Origin of the sequence: Micromonospora sp. NPDC049044, from assembly GCF_040649215.1 — a bacterium.
Classification (GTDB): Bacteria; Actinomycetota; Actinomycetes; order Mycobacteriales; family Micromonosporaceae; genus Micromonospora.
The window spans coordinates 1-13,786 of the sequence record NZ_JBEZFA010000036.1; the positions used below are offsets into that span (position 1 = coordinate 1).

The following is a 13,786-nucleotide window of genomic DNA, read 5'->3' on the forward strand; positions in this document are numbered from 1 at the left end:
ACGCGGGTCACGGGGCGCCGGCGCGGGGGGGGGTGTGTTTTCCCCCCCCCCCCCCCCCCCCCCGGGGGGGGGGGGCCCCCCCCCCCCCCCCCCCCCTTCTCGAAAAAACTGGAGCCGTTCAGTCGCCCTGCCGTTGCTGCGGGATCTGACCCTGCAGCAGCGCCCTGACCTCCGACTCACGGTATCGACGGTGACCACCCAGGGTGCGGATGGCACTGAGCTTGCCCGCCTTGGCCCACCGGGTCACCGTTTTCGGGTCGACACGGAACATCGACGCCACCTCGGCCGGCGTGAGTAGCGGCTCTGGTTCGTGCGTTCGCGATGCCATCGGTCACTCCTCCACATGTATAGACATCGGCCGGGGTCCCGCCGGCCGACGCGTCTCCCATGGTCCGGCTAGTCCCCGATGTCCGACATGGGCCGAACGGATGAAGGTCCCTAGACGGACGGATGAACCATGCCCGATTTTTACGACTTTTACACGGCAGAAGCTACCTTATTCGGACTCATGATCACGGTTCGTGATGCGTCAACTACGAGCGCACCTCACCTTGGGAGCGCTACTACGACGGTTTGCCCTAGTTGCACCGCTCCAGCAGCTGCACCGCGCGCCATCTGGCCACCAACTTGTCGTACGCGGCGGACGCCTCCTCCGCCTCACCCCGCGACAGCCCCGCCAGGCCGTCGGCGACCAGCTCAGGCGAGTCGTCCGCCGCGAGAGTCTCGTCGGAGAGCAGGTCGACGAGGCCGCCGTAGTCCAGCTCGACAACCGACCGAGGGTGGAACTCCTCAAGCCAGCGAGCCGCCTCCTCCACCGCGTCGGTGATCGGGGCCTCGCCCACCGACTTACGCAGCACGGACAGCGCCCGGGACGACCGACGGCGGGCCTTGGAGATCTCCGTGCGGTAGCGCAGCGCCCGCCGGCCCGGCTCGGAGACCAGGTCCCGCTCGGCCGGCTCGAAGAGCACGAACCAACGCAGCGGTACGCCCCACGTGGCGATCTGCTCGTGCACCCGGGGCACCCCGTGCTCAAGCACCCGGGCCCCGCTGCGCCAGTCGTCGATCACCGCCCTGGCCTGCCCGGCGAGCACCGGCGGCACGAACGCGTCGGCGAGCACCGAGGGCACCCCGTCCCGGGCGCTGAGCGCCGCCTCAGCGACCCGGATCCGCAGGTTCCACGGGCAGACCAGCAGGCTGTCGTCCGTCTCCAGGACGTACGCCTCCTCCGGCAGGTCGGGCAGCCGGGTCCAGCCCGCGCCCAGCGCCTCGATCACCGCCGTCCGCTGCCGGCCGGGGCCCTCGACCGGGGCCACCGCCCGCCCCTCCGAGACATAGCGGCGCCAGTAGCTCTGCCGGTCTCGGTCGAAGGCGGTCAACGGTTCGTACACGCGCAGGTAAGAAGCGAAGAGCGACGGCACGGCGCGATCCTCCCACGAACGGCACCCGTACAGGGTCAGCGGCCGGACCACGCGCGCCGCAACGTGGGACGGCGACGGCGCGTCGAGCACTCGCCCGGCGGCCGATACTAGGCTCGATCACACCGGCAGCATCCCCGCCGGCGTCCACCAGGTCCGCGTCCCACAAGGGCGCACCCCACTCCAGGAGCCAACCATGGGTGTATTCGCGAGCACCGACGACCCGGTATCGACAGGTCACGAACAGGTCGTGTTCTGCCAGGACAAGCAGAGTGGCCTGAAGGCGATCATCGGGATCTACTCCACCGCGCTGGGGCCGGCGCTCGGCGGCACCCGCTTCTACCCGTACGACAGCGAGGCGGACGCCCTCGCCGACGTGCTCGACCTGTCCCGCGGGATGGCGTACAAGAACGCGCTCGCCGGGCTGGACCTGGGCGGTGGCAAGGCCGTCATCTGGGGCGACCCGGAGCAGATCAAGAGCGAGGCGTTGCTGCGCGCGTACGGTCGCTTCGTGGAGTCGCTCGGCGGTCGCTACTACACCGCCTGCGACGTCGGCACGTACGTGGCGGACATGGACGTCGTGGCCCGGGAGACCCGCTACGTGACCGGGCGCAGCGTCGAGCACGGTGGCGCTGGCGACTCGTCGATCCTCACCGCCTGGGGTGTCTTCCAGGGCATGCGGGCGGCGGCCGAGCACGTCTGGGGCACCCCGAGCCTGCGGGGCCGGCGGATCGGCGTGGCCGGGTTGGGCAAGGTCGGCAAGTACCTCACCGGGCACCTGCTCGAAGACGGCGCCGAGGTGGTCGCCACCGACGTCAACCCGAAGGCGCTGGCGTGGGTGCGGACCAACCACCCGCAGGTCACCCTCCTGGACGACGCCAGCGCGCTGGCCGCCGCGGACATCGACGTGTACGCGCCCTGCGCGCTGGGCGGCGCCCTGAACGACGAGACGGTGCCGGCGCTGCGCGCCAAGGTGGTGGCCGGCGCGGCGAACAACCAGCTCGCCCACCCGGGCATCGAGAAGCTGCTGGCCGACCGGGGCATCCTCTACACCCCGGACTACGTCGTCAACGCGGGCGGCGTCATCCAGGTGGCCGACGAGATCGAGGGCTTCAACTTCGAGCGGGCGAAGCTGCGGGCGACCGGGATCTACGACACCACCCGCGAGATCCTGCGCCTGGCCGACGCCGAGGGCGTGCCGCCGGCGGTGGCCGCCGATCGGCTGGCGGAACGGCGGATGGCGGAGATCGGCCGGCTGCGCGGAATCCACCTGCGCTGAGCGTTTCCGGAGGCGGATCAACGGGATCCGCCTCCGGGCCCCCTTGGCCGGCTCGTCTGGGTAAGCTCAAGTCGGTCAATTTTGATGTGGTTTGTCCGGTGTCACGGGTGCTAACCGTTCCGCTCCTTACCCGGTACACTGGGTGACGGCCGGATCGACGCGACGCGCAGAGCCGGCTGACGGTAACCCGAGGTGCCGAACGTTGGCATCCCCATGTACCGTAAGAGCCACGAGAGATGCCTGACGTCATCGGGGCCCGCCTTCGGGCTGCCCCGCATTCTGTGCGAGGGGGTCGAGCCATGGGGCGCGGCCGTGCTAAGGCCAAGCAGACGAAGGTGGCCCGGGAGTTGAAGTACCACTCCCCGAACACCGACCTCACCGCCTTGCAGCGCGAACTGGCGGGTGCTGGTAAGTCTGAGCACCACTTCGACGACGACTCTAAAGAGTTCGTCGACGACGATGATGAGGATCACGCGGACGACGACCCGGATCCCTGGGTCCGTCCGACCCGCTGACCTCTCGACGCAATTGAGCACGCGGTAAGTCCGCGTGCTCACGCACGTTCGGTGCAGGTGTAGTAGCCGACGATCAGGGGCCTGACCCGACCGGAGTCACTCCGGTCGCTCGACAGGCCCCCGATCGTGGCTCGACTCAGCGTGGGCGGTTGTTCCAGTTGTAGAACGTCGGGATGTTCTCGAAGTGGTTCCAGGCGCACACCGCGCTGGCGCCGTCGCTTCCCGAAACCTCGGAACGCAGCCTCCGCGCGTCCTCAGCCTCCTGCAGCAGCGCGACGAGCGCGGGACCTGCCTCCCGTACCCGTTCGGTGACGCCGTCGTCCGCTTCGCGCTCAGGGCGCCGGTGACTGGTGGTCTCGGGCATGCTCCAACACTCCCTCCAATAGGCGGATCTTGCTGTTGCGGCAGTGCTCGGTCTCTGTGCCGTCAAAACGCCCCAGCTCGAAGTAACGGTTGGCGGCGTGACCACCCCCGCAGAAACCGAAGTACGGGCAGGAAACCCGGCACGCCTCCACCCCAGCCAGAAACTCGCCGACCCACGGCGTCGCCGCCGCACCGGCGAGGATCTCCGCCAGCGGGGTCCGCAGCACGTTGCCGCTGCTGAAGTCGCCGTAGCGCGGGTCGCTGAAGCCGGCCATCTCCGGCGACAGCACGATCACCGAGCCGTCGTGACCGATCGTCGGGATCGGGTCCAACTGGCGGGGTAGCACCGCGTCCGCCGAGTTGTCGAGCACGGCGGCGGCGTAGCGCAACGACCACTCGATCTCGCGCAGGTGGATCCGGGGCTCCCGACGCCAGGCCGCTACCAACTCGGCCCAGAAGCCGGTCACCGCCGCCGGGTCGTGGCTGTTGTCCCGGGTGTTGACCCCTTCGGTCTCCTCGATGTTGACGCCCAGCACGTCGCACCCCAGCTCGAGGAAGTATTCGTACAGCTCGGTGGCGAGCCCCGGCTCCGGCCGGGACACCACGGCCAGGGCGGAGAACGGCAGGCCGTGCCGACGCAACGCGTCGACACCCCGCAGGATCCGGTCGTACGCCGGCTGGCCGCCCCGGTTGACCCGGTCACCGTTGCGGGCCCGGGGCCCGTCGACGCTCACGCTCACCCGCATCTCGTGCCGGGCGAAGAAGTCACACCAGTCGTCGTCGACAAGAGTGGCGTTTGTCTGCACGTGATGCTCGACGTCGGGCCCGAACGGAGCCATCAGGTCGGCGAGGTGCTCCCGGCCGGCCGCCAGCGGCTCCCCGCCGTGCCAGACCACCGAGAACCGATTCGCCGCCGCCCAGGGGTTGACCGCCGCCGCGACCGCCGCGGCCACCGCCACCGGCATCCGCCGGTCGACGGCCCGAAACGGCAGGTAGCAGTACGTGCAATCAAGATTGCAGAGAGTGGTCGGCTGCATGACGACGTACGACGGGACGGCCGCCAGACCACGCATCCCGCTGAACGACTGTCCCCGAGCACCCATCACCCTCCCCCGCCTAGCCTGAGCCCTTCAGGCTAGGCGGCATTGGCCACTCGGGTGAAGCCCTCATCAGGTGCCCGTACGATCACCAGCATGTGATCAACCTCGGGTGTGCTGACCAACCATCTGCACGTTGCCGGTGCCCTCGATGATCTCGCCGGCCTGCCACGCCTCGACCCCACGACCGGTCAGGGTGGCGAGCGCGCGGTCAGCGTCCTCGGCCGACACGATCGCGAACATGCCGACGCCCATGTTGAAGGTCGACTCCATGTCCTGGTCGTCGATGCGGCCCTTAGTCTGGATCAGGTCGAAGATCGGCTGCGGCTTCCAGGTGGACCGGTTGACCACCGCGTCGACGTTCTCGGGCAGCACCCGCACCAGGTTGCCGGGGATGCCGCCACCGGTGATGTGGGAGAGCGCCCGCACCTCCGCCTCGGCGATCAGCTTGAGGCAGTCCTTGGCGTAGATCTTGGTCGGGGTGAGCAGCTCCTCACCGAGGGTCCGCTGCCGACCGAAGTCGTCGATCACGATGTCCAGTCGCATCCGGGCGGCGCCGAGCAGCACGTGCCGGACCAGCGAGTAACCGTTGGAGTGCAGGCCGGAGGAGCGCATGGCGATCACCACGTCGCCCACCTCGACCCGCTCCGGGCTGAGGATGTCGGCCTCCTCGACCACGCCGACACCGGTCGCGGAGATGTCGTACTCGTCCGGGCGGAGCACGCCGGGGTGCTCGGCGGTCTCCCCGCCCAGCAGGGCGCAGCCGGCGTAGCGGCAGCCGTCGGCGATGCCCGCGCCGATCTCGGCGACCTTGTCCGGCACGACCTCGCCGGTGGCGATGTAGTCGAGCAGGAACAGCGGCTCGGCACCACAGGCCACCAGGTCGTCCACGACCATCGCGACCAGGTCGATGCCGACGGTGTCGTGAATGTCCATCTGCTGGGCGATGACCAGCTTGGTGCCCACCCCGTCGGTGGAGGACGCCAGGATCGGGCTCTTGTACTTCTTCGTGTCCAGCCGGAACAGGCCGGCGAACCCACCGAGGTCACCGAGCACCTCGGGGCGGCGGGTCTGGCGCACCTTCGACTTGAGCAGCTCAACCGCGCGGTCGCCCGCGTCGATGGAGACTCCGGCGTCGGCGTACGAAACCGAGCGTTTGCGGGCCTGCCGGCTGGTGCCGGCCGTCCAGGGCTGTCGGTCGCCGCCGGCGCCGGTCGGGCTGCTTCCTGCGCCGCTGCGCTCGGACACGTGCGTCACGGTTCTCCCCTTTGGTTCTCGGTGCCGCGCCGACGGTGGCCGGGCCGCGCCGGTTGGTGCTACGGGCGGTTTGCGGTAACGCCACCCGGAGTGGCGACGGACGAGCCGTTGGTGTGCAGGGCTTCCGGCGACGAGTTCGTGACCCGTCGACCCACCCCTTCGAGCACGTGCTTGCCGATCAGGTTGCCAGCCGGCAACTCGATCGGGTACTCCCCATCGAAACATGCCCGACACAGCCGGGTCTTCGGCTGCTCGGTTGCGGCGATCAGGCCAGGAAGGGAAACGTAACCCAGCGTGTCGGCGCCGATGGAGCGCCGGATGCCGTCGTTGTCCAACCCGTTGGCCAGCAGCTCCGCCCGGGTGGCGAAGTCGATGCCGTAGAAGCACGGCCAGCTGACGGGCGGGGAGGAGATCCGGACGTGCACCTCCAGCGCCCCCGCCTCACGCAGCATCCGGACGATGGCGCGCTGGGTGTTGCCCCGCACGATCGAGTCGTCAACGACCACCAACCGCTTGCCCCGGACGTTCTCCCGCAGCGGGTTGAGCTTGAGACGGATGCCGAGCTGACGCAGGGTCTGCGACGGCTGGATGAACGTGCGACCCACGTACGGGTTCTTCATCAGGCCGGCACCGTAGGTGATGCCCGACGCCTCCGCGTAGCCGATAGCGGCCGGGGTGCCGGACTCCGGCACCGGAATCACCAGGTCGGCCTCGACCGGGTGCTCCTTGGCCAACTGCCTACCGATCTGCACCCGCGCCGCGTGCACGTTGCGCCCGGCGATCGTGGCGTCCGGGCGGGCGATGTAGACGTACTCGAAGAGGCAGCCCTTGGGCTCGGGCGCGGCGAACCGGGTGGAGCGCAGGCCGTTCTCGTCGATCGCGATCAGCTCGCCCGGCTCGACCTCGCGCACCACGCTGGCACCGACGATGTCGAGTGCGGCCGTCTCGCTGGCCACCACCCAGCCGCGCTCCAGGCGGCCGAGCACCAGCGGGCGGACGCCGTGCGCGTCACGGGCCGCGTAGAGGGTCGACTCGTCCATGAAGACGAAACTGAACGCGCCGCGCAACTGCGGCAGCACCTCCAGTGCGGCCGCCTCGACCGACAGATCCGGTCGGCCGGCGAGCAGCATGGTCACCAGGGACGTGTCGTTTGTCGAACCGTCCGCCACGAGGCCACGCTCGGCGACCTCCTTTTCCAGCTCCGCGGTGTTGACCAGGTTGCCGTTGTGGGCCAACGCGATGGTCGTGCCGGAGGTGGTGGACCGAATCGTCGGCTGGGCGTTCTCCCAGTTGGACGCGCCGGTGGTGGAGTAGCGGGCGTGCCCGATGGCCAGGTGGCCGCGCAGGCTCGCCAGGGTTGGTTCGTCGAAGACCTGGGCCACCAGGCCGAGGTCCTTGTAGACCACCACCCCGGAGCCATCGCTCACCGCGATGCCCGCCGCCTCCTGGCCGCGGTGCTGTAGCGCGTAGAGACCGAAGTAGGTCAGGTTGGCGACCTCTTCGCCGGGCGCCCAGACACCGAAGACACCACAGGCGTCTTGGGGGCCGGGTCGTTGTGGGTCAAGGTCGTGGCTCAGCCGGCCGTCGCCTCGGGGCACCTACCGCTCCCTCATGCTGGTCTGGACCGGCTGGGCGGGATCACTGGCGGATCCACACTCGTCTGCCGGGACCACTCTCATCGCCTGACAGTGTACGCGAATCGCCATCGGCACAGATAGTCACGTTTTCCATGCTGAGCGTAACCAGGAGTAGGACACCTGACGATCAGAGGGGCAGATAGGTCGAGAGGTCCGCCCGGACACCACTCATCTGGACGCGACCCTCGGTGACCGCCTCCGCCCACCCGATCCGCCCGGTAGCCAACTCCAACCAGGTGTCCGCAGCCATCTCGACCACGTTTGACGGATTTCCCCTGGTGTGTCGAGGGCCGGGTACGCACTGGATCGCGCCGTATGGTGGAACGCGCACCTCCACCGATCGGCCGGGGGCGCGCTCCGCGAGGATGGCCAACAGCGCCCGGACCGCCTCGCGGAACACCGGCCGTTCGGGTGTACGCCCCTCGTCGAGCGCCGACAACGCCGCCGCGACGGCAGCGGACTTACTGTGCGGAGAGGACACGAAGGGACGATACGACCCGCAGGCCAAGCACCTGACGTTGGCCCTGGGTCGCGCCAATCCAGTCGGACAAGGCATAGTTGCCGACGGCGTATTCGTACCGTGATGATCCCCGGCCCGGCGCCCCGCCGGTCAGAGGGAAGTCAGCCCGGAAGGCGGTGGACGTGTCAACACACCGACGTGCCTGGAAGCAGCGGGCCGGTGTGGTCGTAGCGCTGGTTGTCGGCGCTCTGCTCGCCGTCCCCGCCACACCCGCAATGGCCGCCAGGATCAGTACAGCTGACAACTCGACCTCGATCGACGCGGGCAAGAGCAGCACCGTCAACGTGGTCGTTCGACCGGACCAGGACGAGAAGTCCGCGGACATCGACGTCACCGACCTGCCCGACGGCGTCACCTGCGGTGGCTGCGGGCCGATCAACTTCGGTGACTCGAGCGAGCCGAAGCAAGTGACGTTGACCCTGACGGCAGCGGCCAACGCGCCCGCGGCCAACGGAAGCTCGGCGAAGATCACGGTGTCCGGCGGTGACTCCCGCACGCTCCGGGTGACGGTCAAGGCGGCGGCTGCTCCGCCACCCCCGCAGGTGCAGACCGTGCAGTCGGTCTCCGGCAAGGTCGTCGTCCAGGCCGACAACAAGGCGGTGCCGAACGCGGTGGTCATGCTGCTGGACAGCACCGGCAAGCGCTTCGACACCACCAGCGACGGCAGCGGCAACTTCCGCTTCACCGGCACCACGGACAAGCCGATCGCACCGGGTCGGATCGACCTGGGTGCCACCTTCGACAACGTGCAGGCCCGAAAGACGCTGAGCGCCGCCGCCGGGCAGGCCATCACCGGGCAACGGATCAGTCTCGCGATCAAGGTCGAGGTGACGCCCAGCGCCACGCCGTCCGCCACCACCGAGGCGACTCCCACCGAGGAGCCGGCCGACGAGGGCGCGGCGGAGGAGGGCGACGACGAGGCCAGCGCGGGCCCTCCGGCGAACGCCTCCAAAACCGACGAAGGCGGCAACGGCGCGGGCTCGTACCTGATCATTCTGCTCGGTGGTCTGCTGGTGGCCGCCGGTGTGGGCACGATCGTCCTGCTCTGGATGAAGCGCAAGGAGAACGGCGACGACGACGACGCGCCGGCCGCGGCTGGTGGCGGCGCTGTCGTGCCGCCGGCCCGGGGCGGTTACCGCGGCGCCGACGACCAGACCCGGATGGCTGGCGGCCGGCCCATCGGCGGCGCGGACCCGACCATGGTCGGCGGCGCGGCGCTGAGCGAGGCACCGACGATGATGCACCGCCCGGTGGTCGACGACGTCCCACCGGACCCGTACGGTGCGCCCGCGCAGGCGTACGGCGGTGCGGGACAGCAGGGTTGGGGCGGCGCCGGCTACGGCGAGGAGCCAGCACCCGGCGGGTACGGGGCCGGCGGCTACGGCAACGCTCCCGCGTCCGGTGGCGGTTACGGCAACGCTCCCGCCTCTGGCGGCGGTTACGGCACCCCGGCGGGTGCCGAGGGCGGCTACGGCGCCGCTGACGGCTACGGTGCGGCGCCCGGTTCCGGCGCTGGTTACGGTGGCGCTCCGGCCTCCGGTGACGGTTACGGCAACGCTCCCGCGTCCGGTGGTGGCTATGGCAACGCGCCGGCTTCCGGCGGTGGCTACGGCAGCCGCGACTACCCCGCCCAGGGTGGGGGGACCGCCGCCTACCCGCCGGCTCCCGCAGGTGGAGCGGCCTACGGCGAACGGTACGACGAGCCGACCGGCCGGTACACGGGCGACAACACCCAGTACCCGGCACCGGCGGACCCGTACGCCACCGGGGTCTACCAGCCCGAGCAGGGGCAGGGGTACGGCCAGCCCGACCCGGCTCCGTACGGCGGTCGGACCGCCGAGCCGACCGCCGGGTACGGCGGCCAGCAGTCGGGCGGGTACGACCAGGGCGGTTACGGCGGCCAACCGGCCGGCGGGTACGACCAGGGCGGCACCTACGGTCAGGAGCCCCCGGCGCAGCGCGGCGGCTACGACGACCGGGGCTACGACCAGGGCGGCTACGGCCAGCCGGCCGGCGGTCGGTCCCGACCGGAGACCCCGCCGCCGACCGACCGGGGCGGCCGACGTCTCGACTGGCTTGACGACTGACGACACAGCGCACTGAAGAACGGCCACCCGGAGATCCGGGTGGCCGTTCCGCATTCAAGCGTCACTCGTGGTCAACGAGGTCGTGGCATCCCGCCGGCCCGAACACCACGGCGTCACCCAAGCCGAGTTGATCAATGCAGGCGGGCCGACGCGGCGCGCTGGTTGAGCGGCGGTCAGGCGGCGGAGAAGACGCCCTGGTTGAGCAGCGGCACGACGTCCGAGACGCCGATCCGGACGGCGATGTCCACGTCCTGGGCGAAGCCACTCTCGGTCAATTCCCGCCCGGACACGCTTCCCCGCACCGCCGCTGGCACATCCGGAGTGCTCGCCAGGGCGGCGAGTGCCATGGCGGCCTCCACGGACAGCCCACCCGGCACGCCGGAGAGCGCGTCGAGCACCGAGGCGGCGCCGAGCTGGTCCTCCACCGACGGGCGCAGCGACCCATCCGGCCACCGCTCACCCGAGGCGATCACGCCGATCGGGGCGTCCACGGTGCCGTACCCCTGGCGGCGCAGCCAACGCCCGACGGCCCGCGCGTTACGCAGACACGCCGCGACCACCGGGAGGCCGGTGGCGCTGGCCGCGGCGCTGATGGCGGAACCGTTCGGCGAGGGTAGGACCAGGTCCGCCACCACCGGTGCGGTGCTCAGTGCGGCGGGCGAGAGCGACCACGGATGTTCCGCGCTCACCCGCCGCCGGCCCACCGCCGCGACCGCGCCGACCCGTACCGCGTACTCCGGGGCCTGCTCGCCCCAGGGGAACGGGTGCACCCGGATGCCCCGCGCCACCGCCACCTCGACGGCGGTGGTGAACGACAGCACGTCCACCACCACCAGCGCCGCGCAGACCCGGCCGAGCTCGGCCGCCCCGGTCAGCCCCCAGTCGAACCGGGCACCGGAACCGGGTTGGCCGTAGACAGCGGCCGACAACGCCTCAGCGCTCGTCAGGCGACGGTTCGGTGACACCGGTGTCAGACTCGGCCGCCCCACCGATCGGCTCGACGGCACCGGTCTTCGGGTCAGGCCCCGAAGACGCGATCGGCTCGGAGAGCACCTCAGCCGGGTCGATCCGCTCGGCCGGGGCGACCGGCAGCGGGACGGCCTCGACCGCGCCCGCCACACCGGCTGCCGGCGCGGGCACCTCGACGGCGGTCGTACCCCCGAAGAGGCGCGGCAGCGTCTCGGTGTGCGCGCTGCGCAGCTCGTCCAGGCCGATCCGGAACTGGCCGTGCACCTCGAGCGCACCGCCGGTCGGGTCGGTGACGCCGATCAGCTCGAACGGCACCCCCCGCTCGGCGCAGAGCGCCGCGAACGCCTTGTCGTGGCCACGCGGCACCGACACCAGCGCCCGGGTGGCGGACTCGCTGAACAGGTAGACGAACGGCATCGAACCGTCGGCGAACTGCTCCGGCACGGCGATCCGAGCGCCGACGCCACGCCGCAGACAGGACTCGACAAGGCTCTGGGCGAGGCCACCGTCGGACAGGTCGTGCGCCGAGCTGAGGTGACCCACCCGGGCCGCCTCGGCCAGCAGGTCGGCCAGCGCCTTCTCGCGGAGCAGGTCGACCTGCGGCGGGATGCCGCCGAGGTGCTCGTGCGTCACCCAGGCCCACTCCGAGCCGGACAGCTCGACGTTGGTCTCACCGAGCAGGTAGAGCTGGTCGTGGTCGCCGCCGGGACGCGGGACGAAGCCCATCGGCACCCGGTCGGCCACGTTGTCCAGCACACCCAGTACGCCGACCACCGGGGTCGGGTGGATGGCCGCCGCACCGGTCTGGTTGTAGAAGCTGACGTTGCCGCCGGTGACCGGGATGCCCAGCTCCAGGCAGCCGTCCGCTAGGCCGCGCACGGCCTCGGCGAACTGCCACATCACGCCCGGGTCCTCCGGCGAGCCGAAGTTGAGGCAGTTGGTGACGGCGATCGGCTTCGCGCCGGTCACCGCCACGTTCCGGTACGCCTCGGCCAGGGCCAGCTTGGTGCCGTTGTACGGGTCGAGCCGGGCGTACCGGCCGTTGCCGTCGACCGACAGCGCCACACCGAGTCCGGTGCGCTCGTCGATCCGGATCACGCCGCCGTCCTCCGGCTGCGCGAGCACTGTGTTGCCCAGCACGTAGCGGTCGTACTGCTCGGTGACCCACGTCTTGTCGGCCAGGTTCGGCGACGCGATCATGCGCAGCACGGTCTCCCGCAGCGCGTCCGGGTCGGCCGGGCGGGGCAGCGTTTCGGCCCGGTCGGCCTGGAGCAGGATCAGGTCGGCCGGCTCACGCATCGGCCGGGCGTAGACCGGGCCGTCGTCGACGAGCGAACCCGGCGGCACATCGACGACCAGGTGGTCCTGCCAGGTGATCAGCAGACGACCCGGGCGGCCGTCCGGCTCCGGTGCGGTGACCTCGCCGATGGCGGTGGCGAGGACGCCCCACTTCTCGCAGGTCTTGAGCACCGCGTCGAGCTTGTCCGGCTCGACGACGAGGAGCATCCGCTCCTGCGACTCACTGGCCAGGATCTCGTGCGGGTCCATCGACGGCTCGCGCAGCGGCACCCGCTCCAGCCAGACCCGCATGCCGGTGCCGGCCGCGGCGGCGGTCTCGGTGAGCGCGCAGGTCAGGCCGGCGCCGCCGAGGTCCTGGATGCCGACGACCAGCTGGCCGTCGTACAGCTCCAGGCACGCCTCGATCAGCAGCTTCTCGGTGAACGGGTCACCGACCTGCACGGCGGGGCGGCGGGCCTCGCTGCCCTCGTCGAAGGTGGCACTGGCCAGCACCGAGACGCCGCCGATGCCGTCCCGGCCGGTCTTGGCGCCCATCAGCACGACCACGTTGCCGGGGCCGGCGGCGGCCTTGTTCTGCAGCCTGTCGACCGGCAGCACGCCCAGGCAGAGCGCGTTGAGCAACGGGTTGCCCTGGTAGGACGGGTCGAAGACCAGCTCGCCACCGATGTTCGGCAGGCCGAGGCAGTTGCCGTAGCCGCCGACGCCGGCGACGACGCCGGTGAGGACCCGGGCGGTGTCCGGGTGATCCGCGGCACCGAAGCGCAGCGGGTCCATCACCGCGACCGGGCGGGCACCCATGGCGAGGATGTCCCGGACGATGCCGCCGACGCCGGTCGCCGCACCCTGGTACGGCTCGACGAAGCTCGGGTGGTTGTGCGACTCGACCTTGAAGGTCACCGCCAACTCGTCGGAGACCTGCACGACGCCGGCGTTCTCACCGATGCCGGCGAGCAGCCGGTCGCTGTGCGGGGCCTTCTCACCGAACTGCCGCAGGTGCACCTTGCTCGACTTGTACGAGCAGTGCTCGCTCCACATGATCGAGTACATCGCCAGCTCGGACTGGGTGGGCCGGCGGCCGAGGATCTGCCGGATCCGGTCGTACTCGTCGTCGCGCAGACCCAGCTCGGTGTACGGCTGAAGCTCGCCCGGGGTGCCACCGGCGCGCGGCACGGTGTCCACGCCCTCGGTCCAGACGGCAGCGGCCGGCTGGGCGGGAGCGGTCGCGGGTGCGACCGGCTGCGCCGGGCTCGGCTCGGTCGGCTGCACCGGGGCGGAGTATGCCTCCGGGGTGTCGCGTACCGGGTCCGGATGGGTGGTCATGACCTCTCCTCGCTGCGCTCGCGCCCGC

General features: G+C 70.9%; 12 protein-coding genes. 3 read left to right on the forward strand and 9 right to left on the reverse strand.

Features of this window, described 5'->3' with window-relative positions; all coding sequences use genetic code 11:
* Positions 1 to 118: 118 nt before the first annotated feature.
* Positions 119 to 328 carry a BldC family transcriptional regulator gene (locus AB0B85_RS25585; protein ID WP_007073996.1) on the reverse strand — a complete coding sequence of 70 codons (210 nt, stop codon included), beginning with the start codon at positions 326 to 328 and terminating at the stop codon, positions 119 to 121.
* Between the two features lie 250 nt (positions 329 to 578).
* Positions 579 to 1,418: a hypothetical protein gene (locus AB0B85_RS25590; protein WP_357411481.1), complete on the reverse strand. Its 840-nt coding sequence runs from the start codon at positions 1,416 to 1,418 to the stop codon at positions 579 to 581.
* Positions 1,419 to 1,611: 193 nt separating this feature from the next.
* Here AB0B85_RS25590 and AB0B85_RS25595 point away from each other — a divergent pair, with 193 nt between their 5' ends.
* Together AB0B85_RS25595 and AB0B85_RS25600 are read left to right on the forward strand one after the other, a co-directional pair.
* A complete protein-coding gene (locus AB0B85_RS25595) occupies positions 1,612 to 2,694 on the forward strand; it encodes a Glu/Leu/Phe/Val dehydrogenase dimerization domain-containing protein (protein WP_357411483.1) in 1,083 nt (360 codons plus the stop codon).
* 299 nt (positions 2,695 to 2,993) lie between these two features.
* A complete protein-coding gene (locus AB0B85_RS25600; protein ID WP_030332207.1) occupies positions 2,994 to 3,209 on the forward strand; it encodes a DUF3073 domain-containing protein in 216 nt (71 codons plus the stop codon).
* Between the two features lie 136 nt (positions 3,210 to 3,345).
* On the opposite strand, the gene amcA is transcribed toward AB0B85_RS25600, so the two are convergent.
* The 5 genes from amcA to AB0B85_RS25625 form a co-directional block, all read right to left on the reverse strand.
* Positions 3,346 to 3,573 (reverse strand): multiple cyclophane-containing RiPP AmcA, encoded by a 228-nt coding sequence (amcA, locus tag AB0B85_RS25605; RefSeq protein ID WP_357243548.1) that lies wholly within the window; start codon positions 3,571 to 3,573, stop codon positions 3,346 to 3,348.
* A complete protein-coding gene (amcB, locus tag AB0B85_RS25610; RefSeq protein ID WP_357411572.1) occupies positions 3,542 to 4,645 on the reverse strand; it encodes a cyclophane-forming radical SAM peptide maturase AmcB in 1,104 nt (367 codons plus the stop codon). Before amcB ends, amcA begins: the two co-directional genes overlap by 32 nt.
* A 126-nt stretch (positions 4,646 to 4,771) precedes the next feature.
* A complete protein-coding gene (gene purM / locus AB0B85_RS25615; protein ID WP_357411485.1) occupies positions 4,772 to 5,926 on the reverse strand; it encodes a phosphoribosylformylglycinamidine cyclo-ligase in 1,155 nt (384 codons plus the stop codon).
* A gap of 59 nt (positions 5,927 to 5,985) precedes the next feature.
* A complete protein-coding gene (purF, locus tag AB0B85_RS25620) occupies positions 5,986 to 7,524 on the reverse strand; it encodes an amidophosphoribosyltransferase (protein WP_357411487.1) in 1,539 nt (512 codons plus the stop codon).
* A gap of 166 nt (positions 7,525 to 7,690) precedes the next feature.
* Positions 7,691 to 8,044: a sterol carrier family protein gene (locus AB0B85_RS25625; protein WP_357411489.1), complete on the reverse strand. Its 354-nt coding sequence runs from the start codon at positions 8,042 to 8,044 to the stop codon at positions 7,691 to 7,693.
* A gap of 161 nt (positions 8,045 to 8,205) precedes the next feature.
* On the opposite strand from AB0B85_RS25625, the gene AB0B85_RS25630 reads away from it, so the two are divergent.
* A complete protein-coding gene (locus AB0B85_RS25630; RefSeq protein ID WP_357411490.1) occupies positions 8,206 to 10,170 on the forward strand; it encodes a hypothetical protein in 1,965 nt (654 codons plus the stop codon).
* 173 nt (positions 10,171 to 10,343) lie between these two features.
* On the opposite strand, the gene AB0B85_RS25635 is transcribed toward AB0B85_RS25630, so the two are convergent.
* Positions 10,344 to 11,099, reverse strand: a complete 756-nt coding sequence (locus AB0B85_RS25635; protein ID WP_357411573.1) for a 2-phosphosulfolactate phosphatase — start codon at positions 11,097 to 11,099, stop codon at positions 10,344 to 10,346.
* Between the two features lie 4 nt (positions 11,100 to 11,103).
* Complete coding sequence (purL, locus tag AB0B85_RS25640) at positions 11,104 to 13,758, reverse strand: phosphoribosylformylglycinamidine synthase subunit PurL (RefSeq protein WP_357411492.1); 2,655 nt, start codon at positions 13,756 to 13,758, stop codon at positions 11,104 to 11,106.
* Positions 13,759 to 13,786: the final 28 nt, after the last annotated feature.